The organism is Variovorax sp. GW460-12-1-14-LB1, from assembly GCF_059423605.1.
In genome coordinates this window covers 1-15,883 of record NZ_JBWKYF010000010.1, presented here as the reverse complement: position 1 = coordinate 15,883, position 15,883 = coordinate 1, and the positions used below count along the sequence as shown (strand labels likewise).

At 68.7% G+C, this 15,883-nt stretch carries 7 protein-coding genes; 3 read left to right on the top strand and 4 right to left on the bottom strand.

Features of this window, described 5'->3' with window-relative positions; all coding sequences use genetic code 11:
- Window positions 1-13: 13 nt before the first annotated feature.
- Window positions 14-1,306 (bottom strand): FecR family protein, encoded by a 1,293-nt coding sequence (locus AC07Y4_RS07400; RefSeq protein ID WP_487847176.1) that lies wholly within the window; start codon window positions 1,304-1,306, stop codon window positions 14-16.
- Complete coding sequence (locus tag AC07Y4_RS07395) at window positions 1,306-2,052, bottom strand: response regulator transcription factor (RefSeq protein WP_062474555.1); 747 nt, start codon at window positions 2,050-2,052, stop codon at window positions 1,306-1,308. The genes AC07Y4_RS07400 and AC07Y4_RS07395 overlap by 1 nt, the downstream gene beginning before the upstream one ends.
- Window positions 2,053-2,365: 313 nt before the next feature.
- Between AC07Y4_RS07395 and AC07Y4_RS07390 the strand changes: the two genes are divergently transcribed.
- The 3 genes from AC07Y4_RS07390 to AC07Y4_RS07380 are packed head-to-tail and all read left to right on the top strand — an operon-like array spanning window position 2,366 to window position 14,705.
- Window positions 2,366-13,378, top strand: a complete 11,013-nt coding sequence (locus tag AC07Y4_RS07390) for an ESPR-type extended signal peptide-containing protein (RefSeq protein ID WP_495274320.1) — start codon at window positions 2,366-2,368, stop codon at window positions 13,376-13,378.
- A gap of 26 nt (window positions 13,379-13,404) precedes the next feature.
- Window positions 13,405-14,265: an OmpA family protein gene (locus tag AC07Y4_RS07385; RefSeq protein ID WP_095747570.1), complete on the top strand. Its 861-nt coding sequence runs from the start codon at window positions 13,405-13,407 to the stop codon at window positions 14,263-14,265.
- Window positions 14,266-14,267: 2 nt separating this feature from the next.
- Window positions 14,268-14,705, top strand: coding sequence for a hypothetical protein (locus AC07Y4_RS07380; RefSeq protein ID WP_095744971.1), 438 nt, complete (start codon window positions 14,268-14,270; stop codon window positions 14,703-14,705).
- 39 nt (window positions 14,706-14,744) lie between these two features.
- Here the strand turns inward: AC07Y4_RS07380 and AC07Y4_RS07375 are convergent, their stop codons facing one another.
- Both AC07Y4_RS07375 and AC07Y4_RS07370 read right to left on the bottom strand, forming a co-directional pair.
- On the bottom strand, window positions 14,745-15,539 hold the full coding sequence (locus AC07Y4_RS07375; RefSeq protein WP_235944108.1) for a winged helix-turn-helix domain-containing protein: 795 nt from the start codon (window positions 15,537-15,539) through the stop codon (window positions 14,745-14,747).
- 3 nt (window positions 15,540-15,542) lie between these two features.
- The gene (locus tag AC07Y4_RS07370) at window positions 15,543-15,779 is read right to left on the bottom strand and encodes a hypothetical protein (RefSeq protein WP_487847174.1); all 237 of its coding nucleotides are present in this window, start codon (window positions 15,777-15,779) and stop codon (window positions 15,543-15,545) included.
- Between the last annotated feature and the right edge of the window lie 104 nt (window positions 15,780-15,883).

The following is a 15,883-nucleotide window of genomic DNA, read 5'->3' as shown; positions in this document are numbered from 1 at the left end:
GCGTGGCCCCGCTTCAGCGCGCCGGAATGTCGAAGCTTCCGCCGAAACCGGTCGCTGCGGATGCCGCACCGTCGGGGGTGGCTTGGCGTGCACGCCAGTGGTAGCGCCCGCCGAGCGCGAAGGGGCCGACCGTCATGCCGGTGGCATAGACCGCGGGCTCGTTGACCAGCAACACGGCGAAGTCGGGGCTGCGCGCGAGTTCGAAGGTGTAGCGCTGGCCCGCGATGCCCGGCCAGCGGACCTCCACGCGCCCGTCGGGCAGTGCGGTCGACGTGCTCTGGCCGCCCGCGCCGCCTTCGACCGTGGGCAGGTAGACCGTGCCGTCGCCCGGCAGCCCTTCGAGCCGGGCGGCATCGAAGGCCGTGAGCCGCAGCTGGTACAGGCCCGATGGCAGTTCCGCCGGCACCGTGAAGGAAGGTCCCGGGCCGCGTTGTTCGTACACCGGCAGCAGGAAGCGCTCGTCGCGCGCCAATTGCAGGCGGTAGGTTTGCGCGCCCGCAACGGGCGTGAAGCGGAACGTGCGGTCGTTGCGCGCCGTCGTTTCGGGCACCAGCTGGGGCGCCGGCAGCAGGCCCTGCGCTTGCGACGGGCCGCTCTCCAGCAGCACCGCGCCGCGGCCTTCGCGCAGCACGAGCGGCGGTTCGGACTGTGCGGTGCGCTGCACCACCACTTCGCCCGAAATCACTTCGCCGGTCAGCACGCCGTCTTCGTCGCGCACGCGAAAGTGCGTGCCCCGCACGCCCAGGCCCATCGACCGCGCGCGGATCTCGAACTGCTGGTTCGGCTGCTGCTTGTGCACCTGCGATTCGACGCGGCCTTCGATGAGCCGCAGCCGCACGGTATTGGCGTCGATGGCCAGCACCTCGAGCGCGCTGCGCGAGGGCAGCACGACGCGGCTGCCGCCCGCCACCCCGAGGGTCACGAAGGCATCGGTGCCGGTGATGAGCGTGTCGCCGGCCTGGATCGGCAGGCCGGGCGTGAGAACCTGTTCAGGCACACCCGCGCGTTTGCGCGAGGCCCGGCCTTCGACCGCGGTGACCACCGCCGCGCCCTCGGGCACGAGCCGGCCGTCGGCAAAGTACAGCACCGTGCCCGGTTGCAACAGGCGGGGCTCGCCCACCTGGTTGCGCTGCTGCACTTCGGGCCAGCGCAGCGGCGTGTCCAGCTGCTGGCCCGAGATGCCCCACAGGGTTTCGCCGGGCTTCACCACATGCGGCGACTGCGCGCCCGCCGCCGTGGCGACGAGCAGCGCGGCGCAGGCCAGGAGGCGGTGCGGGCGGAACGGGGTTTGGTGCGTCGTCGCCATCAGGAATCCGCCTGCGGTGCGTGTTGCGTGGCCTCGAGCCGGTAGCCGCGGCCGTACACCGTGCGCAGGCTCAGTCCGCTTTCGGCTTCGAGGCCGAGCTTGCTGCGCAGCCGGTAGATGTGGCTGTCCAGCGTGCGCGAAGGCAGTTCTTCGTTGCTGTAGCCGGCGCTTTCGAGCAGATGCGCGCGCGACACCGTGTCGCCCATGTGCTGGAACAGCGTCAGCGCGAGCTTGAATTCGCGGTCGGTGAGGGCATGCCGCTGCGGCGCGGCGTCGTCGCCCGGGGCCGGGTGGATCAGCACGCTTTGCGACACCCGTTCGAACTCCCAGCGGCCGAAGCGCTCGCCGTCGGACGGCGCGAGCGGCACGCGCCGGGCCATCAGGCGCTGCACGCGGGCGCGCAGTTCGAGCGGTCGGAAAGGTTTGACGATGTAGTCGTCGGCGCCGAGGTTCAGTGCCTGCACCACGTCGTGCTCGGAAGCGCGCGAACTCAGCATGAGCACCGGCACCTTGTCGGTCTGCCACTTGCGCAGCCACTGCAGCAATTCGACGCCGGCCAGGCCGGGCACGTTCCAGTCGAGCACCAGCAGATCGAAGCTTTCGCGCCGCAGTGCCTGTTGCAAGGTCGACCCGTTCGAAAACGTGATGCAGGTCACATTCGTCTCGCCAATTGTTAACAGCTGCTCGAGTGTCCGCACGAGATGCGAGAGCTGGTTCGGGTCGTCTTCAAGGATGGCGATGCGCATGGACTCCAGGGGTGGCGGCGGCAATTTTGACAGTGAATCCACACCCGAAATCTGACGAATTCCGTAGCGTGAACGTTAGCAACATTGTTGGCGATGGTTATGAAGTAGTAAAGAAATTCACAAATGCAGCCTAAAGCTGGCTGCAAATCTGACCAAACCTCACGCCAGCCCTTCGGCCCTCGAAGGCCGTCGACATCATCCGCCCCCTGTAGCGCCACCCGGCGCTCCGATCACTCCACATCTCCGGTCATCTCCGCTCGCCATGTCGCGATCCTGCGGGGTACAGCCGGCTTGCATCCGAGGAACAGGGGAAATGAACAAGTCTTATCGATCCATCTGGAATGAGGCGCTGGGCGCTTGGGTTGCCGCGTCGGAAATTGCTTCGGCTCGAGGCAAGAAGAGCCGCAGCGCGCAACGCCAACTCGCGGCGCTGGGTCTGGGCATGCTCCTGTTGGGCGGGCCGGCGCTCGCGCAGGTCGGGATCGGGACGCCGAACCCGGACCCCAGTGCCTGGCTGACGATCGGTGCGGAGCCGGGCCCGGGCGTACCGAACAAGGGCGTGCTGATGCCGCGCGTGGCATTGGCCGACGCATCGACCTGGGGCCTCGCCGCGCCCACGCCGGTGGAAGGCATGGTCGTCTTCAACACCACGGCAGGCACCTCGGCCAACGGCCTCGGCGTCGGGCTGATGACCTGGAAGAACGGTCGTTGGGTGAATGTCGACGAGACACCGTACCTGCATGTGAACTCGACGGCTGTCGGCAATTCGACCCAGGCCAACTCGGGCGCCATCGGCGTCAACAGCGTGGCGATCGGCCCCGATGCGAAGGCGCTCGCGAACGACACCGTGGCCATGGGCAACGGCGCCGAGGCGCACAAGCTCGGCGACATCGCCATCGGCCGGGCTGCGATAGCAAGCGGCGGCGACCGCCTGACCGGACCGACCGAGAACTGGAGTTCCGTGGCGATCGGCACCTATGCCTCCGCCACCGAAGGCAACTCCGTGGCCCTGGGGGGCTCGGCGAAGGCCGAAGGACGCGGCACGGCGCTGGGTTCGCGCGCCGAAGCCGGCTACGACACCGTCGCGATCGGCACGTTCGCGGGCACGGGCCGCCCCGCCAAGGCCGACCCCAACGATTTCAGCAACTCGCTCAACACCTTTGTCGGCAGCGGCTCGGGTGCGAGCGGCAATGGCGCCCGCAATTCCTACGTTGGCAACCAGGCGGGCCTTGTGGTGCAGGGCGACGAGAACGCCGGCATGGGCTACGGCGCGGGCGGACTGTCGAGCGGCAACCGCAACGTCGCGGTGGGCCAGCGCGCCGGCCAGTTCGTGACGGGCGACCAGAACATCAACCAGGGCACGATGGCGGGCTTGCAGTCCAAGGGCAGCAACAACATCGCGCTCGGCACCCTCGCCAGCGCCAACCTGGCGCTGGCCTCGCAGGACCCGAACGCCCCGATCTCCCAGGCCGCCGTGCAGGCGGCGAACCTGGCGGCGCAGACCGAGTACATGGGCTTTCTGGCCAAGCGCGGCGTGACGGAGGCCGGCCTGGCCGACGGCACCTACACCCTGGACGCCAGCGGCAACGTCATCGAGGCCAGCAGCGGCAACGTGCTGGTCACCGCCGCCGAGCTGCAGACCTCGGTCACCCAGGCATTCCAGCGCAACGGCGTGGCCGGCATCGACGCCAGCCGCACGACGGCCATCGGCCACCTGTCGCGCGCCACCGGCGACGACGCCGTGGCGCTGGGCTCGTCGGCGGTCGCCGGCGACAAGGCCGCCGTGGCCATCGGCACGGCGAGCAAGGCGTTCGGTGTGTCCAGCGTGGCGGTGGGCGACAACGCCTTTGCGAAGGGCGAAGCCTCCATTGCCATGGGCAAGGGTGCCCAGGCCAACGGCACGCAGTCGATCAGCATCGGCACGGGCAACGTCGTCAACGGCAACAACAGCGGCGCCATCGGCGATCCGAGCACGATCGACGGCGCCAACAGCTACAGCGTGGGCAACAACAACACGCTGGGTGCTGCGGCGAACAACACCTTCGTGCTGGGCAACAACGTCAACGTCAACGTGGCCAACGCGACTGCGCTGGGCGACTCGACCAGCGTGACGGTGGCTGACGGCGCGGCGCTGGGCAGCAAGTCGGTGGCGAGCACGGACAAGGGCGTGGCGGGCTTCGACCCGGCCACGGGCCTGGCCTCGACGGACACCTCGGCCACGTGGAAGAGCACGCTGGGCGCGGTGAGCGTCGGCGGCAACGGCCAGACGCGCCAGATCACGAACGTGGCGGCGGGCACGCAAGCCACCGACGCGGTGAACGTCGCGCAGCTCAAGGCCGCGCAGACGCACTACTACAGCGTGAACGACAACGGCACGCAGGGCGGCAACTACGACAACAAGGGCGCCACGGGCCTCAACGCCATCGCCTCGGGCGTCGATGCCAAGGCCGGCGGGGACCATGCGACCGCCATGGGCCACGGCGCGACGGCCGGCGGCCACTATGCGATTGCGCAGGGCTACCAGGCCAACGCGGCCGGCGCGAACGGCGTGGCGATCGGAACCCAGGCCTCTGCCGCCAAGGGCGGCACGGTGGCAATCGGCGCAAGCGCGGGCAAGGATTCGACCGTGCTGACGGGAACCTTCATCGGCTCCGGTGCCGGCAACAAGAGCGCGGGCGCGGACATCACCGCCATCGGCAACAACGCAGGGCAGGCGGCGTCGGGCAACAGCAACACCTTCATCGGGGCGACGGCCGGCAGCTCGTCGGAGGGCGACCTGAACAGCTTCATCGGCGCGGGGGCGGGCATCTTCTCCAAGGGCACCGCCAACTCGGCCTTCGGCAACCTGGCGGGCGCAAACACCGAGGGCGACAGCAATGCCGCATGGGGCTTTGCCGCGGGCGCGTTCGTGAAGGGCGACGGCAACATCGGCATGGGCACTTCGGCGGGCGCCAGCGTCGTGGGTTCGGGCAATGCCGCGATCGGGCAGGGGGCGGGGCTTGGCACCCAGGGTGATGCGAATCTGGCCATCGGTGCGGGGGCGGGCTCGATCGCCAAGGGCAACAGCAACGTGGCGCTGGGCCAGAACGCCGGTCTTGCCGCCGACGGCAACGAAAACATCGCGCTCGGCCAGACGGCAGGGGCCCTGGTGAGCGGCAACCGCAACCTGGCGATCGGCTCGGCCGCGGGCCTTGCCGGCGATGTGGCCTCCGGGAACATCACGCCGACGACGGCGAGCGACACGATCGCCCTGGGCACCCAGGCATTTGCCAATGCCGAGCGCGCGATCGCGATCGGCACGGGCGCCCAGGCGCTGGGCACGCAGTCGATCAGCATCGGCACCGGCAACGTCGTCAACGGCAACAACAGCGGCGCCATCGGCGACCCGACTGTGATCGACGGTGCCAACAGCTACAGCGTGGGCAACAACAACACGCTGGGCGCTGCGGCGAACAACACTTTCGTGCTGGGCAACAACGTCAAGGTCAACGTGGCCAATGCCACGGCACTGGGCGATTCGACCAGCGTGACCGTGGCCGACGGCGTGGCGCTGGGCAGCAAGTCGGTGGCGAGCACGGACAAGGGCGTGGCGGGCTTCGACCCGGCCACGGGCCTGGCCTCGACGGACACCTCGGCCACGTGGAAGAGCACGCTGGGTGCGGTGAGCGTGGGCGGCAACGGGCAGACGCGGCAGATCACGAACGTGGCGGCGGGCACGCAAGCCACCGACGCGGTGAACGTGGCGCAGCTGAAAGCGGGCCAGACGCATTACTACAGCGTGAACGACAACGGCGTGCAGGGCGGCAACTACGCCAACGACGGCGCCACCGGCATCAACGCACTGGCGGCGGGCGTGGGCGCGCAGGCCAACGGCGAGCGCAGCGTGTCCATCGGCTACCAGGCCGGTGTGGGCGCCAGCGCCGGCCTGGCCGGCCAGAACAACGTGGGCATCGGCACCGAAGCGGGTGGTGGTGTCGTGGGTTCCAGCAACACCGCCGTGGGTTCCGCTGCGGGCAAGGACGTGGCGGGCAGCTCGAACGCGGCGTTCGGCATCGCGGCGGGCCAGGGCGTCCAGGGCGACTACAACCTCGCGATGGGTGTCTACAGCGGCATCGGGACCAAGGGCACCTACAACACCGCGATCGGCGGCAGCGCGGGCCAGGCCGTGAACGGCAACGACAACATCGCCATGGGCGACCTGTCGGGCTCCTCCGTCGTCGGCGATGCAAACATCGGCATCGGTGCCCTGGCCGGCGCTGGAACAACAGGCAGCAGCAACATCGCCATCGGCAGCCTGGCAGGCATCGTCGACACCGCGACGTTTGCCGGCATCACTGCCAACAACACGGTGAGCATCGGCAACAGCGCCGTGGCCAGCAAGGACGACGGCGTTGCCGTCGGTCATGGCGCGCAGGCTGCCGCCGTCAACAGCGTGGCGCTGGGCGCGGATTCGAAGGCGACGCATGACGCAGCCGCACTGGCGCTCAAGAACGCCTATGTGCCGGCAGGCGCGACGACCGTGGCCGGCACCGCGCCGGTGGGCGAGGTGTCGGTGGGCAGCGCGGGCAAGGAGCGGCGCATCACCAACGTGGCGGCGGGCTCGGACGATACGGATGCCGTCAACGTGAGCCAGCTCAAGGGCGCGCAGACGCACTACTACAGCGTGAACGACAACGGCACGCAGGGCGGCAACTACGACAACAAGGGCGCGACCGGCATCAATGCGATCGCGTCAGGCGTGGATGCCGTGGCCGCAGGTGTGGGCACCGTGGCGGTCGGCAACATGGCCGGCTCGGGCAGCACGGCGGCTGGCAACTCGCACAACACCTTCGTCGGGTACGGCGCGGGCCGGCAGGTGGTGGGAGCGGACAACACGGCCGTCGGCAACAGCGCCGGTGTGTCGGTGACGGGCGGGAACAACACCGCGCTCGGGTTGAGCGCGGGCACCCGCGTCACCGGTGACTCCAACATCGGCATCGGCGTGAATGGCGGGGCGGTCACGACCGGTTTCTCCAACGTGGGCATCGGAAGTTCCGCGGGGCAGGGCACCAACGGCGCCTTCAACGTGGCGCTGGGCGGTCTTTCCGGCGGCGGGGTCCAGGGCAGCGCCAACGTCGCGATCGGCTTGAACGCGGGCGAGAACATCAGCGCCAGCAACACCGTCGCCATCGGCACCCGTGCCAAGGCCACGGGCGACAGCGGCGTCAGCATCGGCACCGATGCCAGCGCCACCTACGCGAACGCGGTGGCACTCGGTGCCAACAGCGCCACGGCCTCGGACCTGGCGACGTTGAACGCGAACGCGGCCTATGTGCCGACGGGCGCGACGTCGGTCGCCGGCGCGACGCCGGTGGGCGAGGTGTCGGTGGGCGGCGTGGGTGCCGAGCGGCGCATCACCAACGTGGCGGCCGGCGCGGTCGATACGGATGCGGTGAACGTGAGCCAGCTCAAGGCCGTCGATGTGACCGCCAACGCGGGATGGAATGTCGCGGCCAACGGTGAAGCCACAGGCGGCAATGTCGCACCGGGCGCCAAGGTCGACTTCAGCAACTCCGACAGCAACATCGCGATCACGCGCACCGGTACGAACCTCGACTTCAAGCTGGCTGACGATGTGAAGGTCAACAACAGCGTGACCGTGGGCCAGAGCGTGCTGAACACCACGGGGCTGACGGTGAACAACGGCACGACGACCACAGCCGTTGCGGCCAGCGGCGTGACCAGCGGAACGGTCAACCTGAGCGGGGTGACGAACGACATCCAGGGGCTGAGCAACAAGACGCTGACCGATCCGAGCTTTGCGACGGTGGGGCGTGCGGCCACTGAAGAGCAGCTCAAGATCGTCAACGACACGGCCAGCGCAGGTTGGAACGTGGCGGCCAACGGCGAGGCCACGGGTGGCAATGTGGCGCCTGGCGGCAAGGTGGACTTCAGTAACTCCGACAGCAACGTCACGATCACCCGCAGCGGTACGAACCTTGACTTCAAGCTCGCTGACGACGTGAAGGTCAACAACAGCGTGACGGTGGGCCAGAGCGTTCTCAACACCACGGGTCTGACGGTCAACAACGGCACGGCCACCACCGCGGTCGCGGCAGGCGGCGTGACCAGCGGGACGGTCAATCTGAGTGGCGTGACCAACGACATCCAAGGTCTGAGCAACAAGACGTTGACTGATCCAAGCTTCGCGACTGTGGGCCGTGGGGCTACGGAAGAACAGCTCAAGATCGTCAATGACACGGCCAGCGCAGGCTGGAACGTGGCAGCGAACGGCGAAGCCACGGGTGGCAACGTCGCACCCGGCGGCAAGGTCGACTTCAGCAATTCCGACAGCAACGTCACGATCACCCGCAGCGGTACGAACCTCGACTTCAAGCTGGCGGATGACGTGAAGGTCAACAACAGCGTGACCGTGGGCCAGAGCGTGCTGAACACCACCGGTCTGACGGTCAACAACGGAACGACCACCACCGCAGTCGCGGCAGGCGGCGTGACCAGTGGCTCGGTCAACCTGAGCGGCGTGACGAACGACATTCAGGGCCTGAGCAACAAGACGCTGACCGATCCGAGCTTTGCGACCGTGGGCCGTGGGGCCACGGAAGAACAGCTCAAGATCGTCAATGACACGGCCAGCGCAGGCTGGAACGTGGCGGCGAACGGCGAAGCCACGGGAGGCAACGTCGCACCGGGCGGCAAGGTGGACTTCAGCAATTCGGACGGCAACATCGCGATCACGCGAAGCGGTACGAACCTCGACTTCAAGCTGGCCGACGACGTCAAGGTCAACAACAGCGTCACGGTGGGCCAGAGCGTGCTCAACACCACAGGCCTGACGGTGAACGACGGCGCAGGCAACGTCACGACGACGTCGGCGACGGGCACCACAGTGACCAACGGCGCGACCACGACGGCGATGGCTGCCGGTGGCGTGACCAGTGGAACGGTCAGCCTGAGCGGCGTGACCAACGACATCCAAGGGCTGAGCAACAAGACGTTGACCGACCCGAGCTTCGCGACGGTGGGCCGCGCAGCGACTGAAGAGCAGCTCAAGATCGTCAACGACACGGCCAGCGCAGGCTGGAACGTGGCAGCGAACGGTGAGGCCACGGGCGGCAATGTGGCGCCTGGCGGCAAGGTGGACTTCAGCAACTCCGACAGCAACATCGCGATCACCCGCACGGGCACGAATCTCGACTTCAAGCTGGCGGACGACGTCAAGGTCAACAACAGCGTGACCGTGGGCCAGAGCGTGCTCAACACCACGGGCCTGACTGTGAACAACGGCACCACGACCACGGCGGTTGCCGCCGGCGGCGTGACCAGCGGCAGCGTGAACCTCAGCGGTGTCACCAACGACATCCAGGGTCTCAGCAACACGACATTGACCGACCCGAGCTTTGCGACGGTGGGCCGTGCGGCCACCGAAGAGCAACTGAAGAAGGTCAACGACACCGCCGGCGCAGGCTGGAATGTCGCGGCCAACGGCGAAGCCACGGGCAGCAATGTCGCGCCGGGCGGAAAGGTCGACTTCAGCAATTCGGACAGCAACATCGCCATCACGCGAAGCGGTACGAACCTGGACTTCAAGCTGGCGGATGACGTCAAGGTCAACAACAGCGTGACGGTCGGCCAGAGCGTGCTCAACACCACGGGCCTGACGGTCAACAACGGCACCACGACCACCGCGGTGGCTGCAGGCGGCGTGACCAGCGGCAGCGTGAACCTCAGCGGTGTCACCAACGACATCAAGGGTCTCAGCAACACGACGTTGACCGATCCGAGCTTCGCGACGGTGGGGCGTGCGGCCACTGAAGAGCAACTGAAGAAGGTCAACGACACGGCCAGCGCAGGCTGGAATGTCGCGGCCAACGGCGAAGCCACCGGCGGCAATGTCGCGCCTGGCGGCAAGGTCGATTTCAGCAATTCGGACAGCAACATCGCGATCACTCGCACCGGCACGAACCTCGACTTCAAGCTGGCGGACGACGTCAAGGTCAACAACAGCGTGACGGTGGGCCAGAGCGTGCTCAACACCACGGGTCTGACGGTCAACAACGGCACGACGACCACGGCCGTTGCAGCCGGCGGCGTGACCAGTGGAACCGTCAACCTGAGCGGCGTCAGCAATGACATCCAAGGCCTGAGCAACAAGACGCTGACTGATCCGAGCTTCGCGACGGTGGGCCGTGGGGCCACGGAAGAGCAGCTCAAGATCGTCAATGACACGGCCAGCGCGGGCTGGAATGTCGCAGCCAACGGCGAAGCCACGGGTGGCAATGTCGCGCCGGGCGGCAAGGTCGACTTCAGCAACTCGGACAGCAACATCGCGATCACGCGCACAGGCACGAACCTCGACTTGAAGCTGGCCGACGACGTCAAGGTCAACAATAGCGTGACGGTGGGCCAGAGCGTGCTCAACACCACGGGCCTGACGGTGAACGACGGTGCGGGCAATGTCACGAAGACGTCGGCGGTGGGCACCACGGTGACCAACGGCACGACCACCACAGCTGTCGCTGCCGGTGGCGTGACCAGCGGCAGCGTGAACCTCAGCGGTGTCACCAATGACATCAAGGGCCTGAGCAACAAGACGCTGACCGATCCGAGCTTCGCCACCGTGGGCCGTGGGGCGACCGAAGAACAGCTGAAGATCGTCAACGACACCGCCAGCGCAGGCTGGAATGTCGCGGCCAACGGCGAAGCCACCGGCGGCAACGTCGCGCCGGGCGGCAAGGTCGACTTCAGCAACTCGGACAGCAACATCGCGATCACGCGCACGGGCACGAACCTGGACTTCAAGCTCGCCGACGACGTGAAGGTCAACAACAGCGTGACCGTGGGCCAGAGCGTGCTGAACACCACGGGCCTGACGGTGAACAACGGCACGACCACCACGGCCGTCGCGGCCGGCGGCGTGACCAGCGGCACCGTCAAGCTCAGCGGTGTCAGCAACGACATCCAGGGCCTGAGCAACAAGACGCTGACCGACCCGAGCTTCGCCACCGTGGGCCGTGCAGCGACCGAAGAGCAGCTCAAGCTGGTCGACGCCACGGCCAGCAAGGGCTGGAACCTGAGTGCGAACGGCGAGGCGAGCCCGCAGAACATCGCACCGGGCGGCACGGCCAACTTCGCCAACGGCGACAACATGGTCGTCACCCGCAACGGCAACACGCTGACCGTGGCGACCGCCAAGGACGTGAAGTTCGACAGCGTGACCACCGGCGACACGGTGATGAACAACGCCGGCGTGACCGTCGGCCCGAACGTCACCCTCGGTGCGACCGGCCTGACCATCGTCGGCGGTCCGAGCGTGACCACGGCGGGGGTCGACGCGGGCGGCAAGGTGATCACGAATGTCGCGCCTGGCGTGGCCAACACCGATGCGGTGAACGTCAGCCAGCTCAAGGACACGGTCGCCGAGAGCAAGACCAAGTACTACAGCGTGAACTCGACCGGCGGCGGCAACGAGAACAACGACGGTGCCACGGGCGCCGACGCGATCGCTGCGGGCAAGGACGCGCAAGCGACGGCCGTCAACGCGGTGGCGATGGGCACGGCGGCGCAGGCCGCGGGCATCAGCGCCACGTCGATCGGCAATGCCGCCTGGGCGATGGGCGACCGCAGCACGGCGGTGGGTTACTTCTCGACCGCCGACGGCATCGACAGTGCGGCCTTTGGCGCCTGGGCGCGGGCTGCGGGCAACGGCAGCGTGGCCGCGGGCATGGCCTCGAACGCCTCGGGCGTGGCAAGCGTCGCAATGGGCGCGCTGAGCGCCGCGGCCGGCGACGTCAGCGTGGCCGTGGGCGCAGGCAGCACGGCCACCGCGGCCGGTGGTGCGGCCCTGGGCGCAGGCGCGGTGGCCGACCGCGCGGCCGGCGTGAAGGGCTATGTGCCGCCGGAGGCGACCGCGGCACAAGCGGACGCCATCGCCGCCACCACCAGCACCATGGGTGCGGTGGGCGTGGGCGACGCCGCCAACGGCGTGTTCCGCCAGATCACCGGCGTGGCGGCCGGCTCCGCACCGAGCGACGCCGTCAACGTGGCGCAGCTGCAGGCGGTGGCCAGCCAGGCTGCGGCGGCGGGCAGCAAGTGGATCACCGGGTCGCCGACGACCTACGTGGCGCCCACGTCCACGGGCACCGACAGCACGGCGGTGGGCTCGGGCGCGGCCGTCAAGGCCGACCAGGGCGTGGCCATCGGCACCGGCGCCGTGGTCACCACGAAGAACAGCGTCGCGCTGGGCAACGACGCGACCACGGCGGAGGCCAAGCCCACCGAAGAGGTCACGCTCCAGGGCACGACCTACCAGTTCGCCGGCACCAAGCCGGTGGGCGTGGTCAGCGTCGGTTCGAAGGATGCCGAGCGGCAGATCACCAACGTCGCGGCCGGCGAGATCAGCGCCACCAGCACCGACGCGGTGAACGGCAGCCAGCTCAACGCGACCAACCAGGCGATCAACAACATGACCACGGGTGGTGGCGGTATCAAGTACTTCCACGCGAACTCGAAGGCGGCTGACTCGGACGCCAAGGGCGCGGAGAGTGTGGCGATCGGACCGAAGGCCGTTGCGACCGGCAACAACTCCATCGCCACCGGCAACAACGCGCAGGCCAAGGCGGCCGGCAGCATCGCGCTGGGTGCCAACAGCACGGCCAGCACGGCCAACAGCGTGGCGCTGGGCGACGGCGCGGTGGCCAACCGCGCGGGCATGAACGGGCAGCGCGAGATGTTCTCGAACACCGTCGTGCAGTCGGCGCAGGGCGCGGTGTCGGTCGGTGCGGCCGGCAACGAGCGCCAGATCACCAACGTGGCCGGCGGCACGCAGGCCACCGACGCGGTGAACGTGCGCCAGCTGCAGGCCGTGCAGCAAAGCGCGGTGCGCTACGACACGAACGTGGACGGCAGCGTCAACTACAACAGCGTGACCATGGGCAACGGGGCCTCCACCGGCCCGGTCACGGTGCAGAACGTGGCGCCGGGCGTGGCGCCCACCGACGCGGTCAACGTGCAGCAGCTGAACCAGGCCGGCGCCGCCGGCATGGCCTACACCGACGCGCGCACCAACGCGCTGGGCAACGAGCTGCGCAACACAGCCAAGAACGCCTATGCCGGCGTGGCCGCCGCCATGGCCGTGCAGATGCCGGGCACCTCGGTGCCGGGCAAGACGGTGATGCGCGTGGGCTACGGCACGTTCAAGGGCGAGAGCGCGGTGGGCATCAGCTTCCGCCGCACGGCCGAGAACAACGGCTGGAGCGTGACCGGCGGCGTGGGCATGAGCCGCGCCGGCGCCGCGGCCACGGTCGGCGCCGAGTGGGTCTTCAATTGAAGCGGGAGAGAAAAAGAATGAAGCAGATGAACCGAACCCTGTCCGCCGTCGCACTGGCGGCCTTGCTCGCGGCCCTGCAGGGCTGCGCCTCGCCCGGCGCCGCCATCGACAAGGACGCGCAGGCGCGCGCCGCGGCCGAGAAGCCCGCGGCGCCCAGGCCCGAGGAGTTTCCGGCGCTGGACAGCGCCAAGTGGAAGCAGGGCGCCTTCCCGGGTACCGAGAAGTTCCAGCGCGTGCGCCCCGGCATGGGCAAGGACCAGCTGCGCGAGCTGCTGGGCTGGCCGCATTTCAGCGAAGGGCTGTGGGGCGTGCGCGAGTGGAACTACATCTTCCACTTCTACACGGGCAAGGGCAGCGAGCACGTCACCTGCCAGTACATGGTGCGTTTCAACGGCAGCGAGCTGATGACCGGCGGCTGGTGGAAGAACCCCGACTGCGCCTTGCTCGCGCAGCCACCGGCGGCCACGCCGATCCCGGCCAGCACCAAGCTGGCGCCGCCGCAGAAGGTCACGCTCAATGCCGACGGCCTGTTCCGCTTCGACGGCGCCTCGCTCACCGACCTGCAGCCCGCAGGGCGCACGCGGCTGGAGCACCTGGCGGTCGAGCTGCGCAACAACTTCCGCTCGCTGCACTACATCGTGGTGACCGGCCACACCGACCGGCTGGGCGGCGACGCCTACAACGAGGCGCTGTCGCTGGAGCGCGCCAACACCGTGCGCGACCTGCTGGTGCAGCAGGGGCTGGACCGCAAGCTGATCCGCACCGCGGGCATGGGCAAGCGCCAGCCGGTGGTGTCCGACTGCGAAGGCAGCCGCAGCACGCCGGCGCTGCTGCAGTGCCTGCAGCCCAACCGGCGCGTCGAGCTCGACATCGCAGGGGAGCAGTGACGATGAACGCGCCTGCTCCCTCGGGCTACCGGATCGCGCTGGTCGATTCCGACGCCTTGCAGCGCGCCTGCACCGGCAACTCGCTGACGGCGCTGGGGGCCGACTTCATTCCCTTCGTGCGCATCGCCGACCTGATCCAGGCGCTGGAGGTGGGCCAGCGCTTCGACGGGGTGATCGTGGGGCTGCACGCCGACGCGCAGAAGACGGTGGCGCGCGTGCCCGCGATGCACCAGGCGGCCGACTGGATGCTGCCGCTGCTGTACCTCACGCACCGCTCGGAGCTGGAGAGCGTGGAGTCGGTGCCCGTCGCGGTGCGTGCGCAGCGTTCCTTCGAGCTGCTGCTGACGCCCGTGTCGAACGAGGACCTGGGTGCCTGGCTGGCGTCGCTGGACGGCCGGCTGAAGCCGGCGCGTCTGATTCGCGTGGGGGCGGACGCCTGACGCGCGCCCGGGGCCCGGCCCGCTGCGGGGCCGGGCCAGTCAGCAATTCACGGCAAGGGCGGCATGGCGTGGCCGGCCTCTTCGCGTGAACTCCCTCTCCTTGACGGGTTCGCGCCCGGGCAACACCGACACCAGCCGGTAGCCCTGCTTGTAGACCGCGCGCAGCTCGTAGCCGTTCGCGGCGCACAGGTCCAGGCGCTTGCGGATGTTGGCCGCGCACACGTCCAGCACGCGCGTGCCTTCATACGGCGTGGTCTTGTCCCAGATCGATTGCCACAGCCACTCGCGCGTGATCACCTGGCCGGCGTTGCGGAACAGCGTGACGGCGAAGGCGTACTGGCGCGGCTGCAGGCGGATGCGCCGCTCGTGCAGCAGCACCGTGTGGGCCATGTCGAGAAAACGGTAGGGGCCCCAGCTCGCCGCGCCGAGGCTGGCGGTCTGCGCGGCCTGCCGGGCGCGCAGCAGCAGGGTGCGCATGCGCCAGGCCAGCTCGTTGATGGCGTCGTCGATGCCGGCGCCGTGCAGCTCGATGAAGTCGTCCCAGCCCGGCGCGTCGCGCCAGGGCATGAGCTGCTCCCAGCGCCTGTCGCGCACGATGAGCAGCGTCGGAATGTTCAGCGCCCGGCAGGCGGCGAAGAGGCTGCGCGAAGCCAGCTCGTTCTCGACCACCAGGAGCAGCAGGTCGATCGGCTGGCCGCTGTCCAGCAACGCAAAGAAGTCGCCCGCACTCGAGAACCGCAGGGTGTCGTAGCCCAGGCGGGGCAGGCTGTGCAGCAGCTGGGGTCCGGTGGTGCCTTGCGGGTCGAGCAGGGCCACGCGCGTGGTCACCGGCATGGCTCAGGACGCCTTCTTGCCGTCCCGGACCGCCAGCACCACGATGCCCACGGCGCACACCGCGAACACCACGCCCGTCGGCACGGCGCCCAGGGTGCCCATCAGCCAGCCGTACAGGTCGGTCAGCATGGCGATGAGCCGGTTGCCGCGGGTCTGGCGGCTCAGGTCGTTGGCGATGAATGCGTTGAACGACAGCACTGAGAAAACCAGCGCCACAAAGCCAGCCACGATCCACTTCACGATGTTTTGCTCCCTTGGTCCCCGGCGCGGCGCAGGCTGGCCGCCCGGGTCGTTCGATGCTAGCGGGGGCTTCGGGGTGGGAGTCTGATGAATTCTTTCAGCGC

Excerpts from the sequence above, each read along its gene's own strand:
- AC07Y4_RS07400 (WP_487847176.1), bottom strand. The coding sequence starts at position 1,306 with ATGGCGACGACGCACCAAACCCCGTTCCGCCCGCACCGCCTCCTGGCC.
- AC07Y4_RS07395 (WP_062474555.1), bottom strand. The coding sequence starts at position 2,052 with ATGCGCATCGCCATCCTTGAAGACGACCCGAACCAGCTCTCGCATCTC.
- AC07Y4_RS07390 (WP_495274320.1), top strand. The coding sequence starts at position 2,366 with ATGAACAAGTCTTATCGATCCATCTGGAATGAGGCGCTGGGCGCTTGG.
- AC07Y4_RS07385 (WP_095747570.1), top strand. The coding sequence starts at position 13,405 with ATGAACCGAACCCTGTCCGCCGTCGCACTGGCGGCCTTGCTCGCGGCC.
- AC07Y4_RS07380 (WP_095744971.1), top strand. The coding sequence starts at position 14,268 with ATGAACGCGCCTGCTCCCTCGGGCTACCGGATCGCGCTGGTCGATTCC.
- AC07Y4_RS07375 (WP_235944108.1), bottom strand. The coding sequence starts at position 15,539 with ATGCCGGTGACCACGCGCGTGGCCCTGCTCGACCCGCAAGGCACCACC.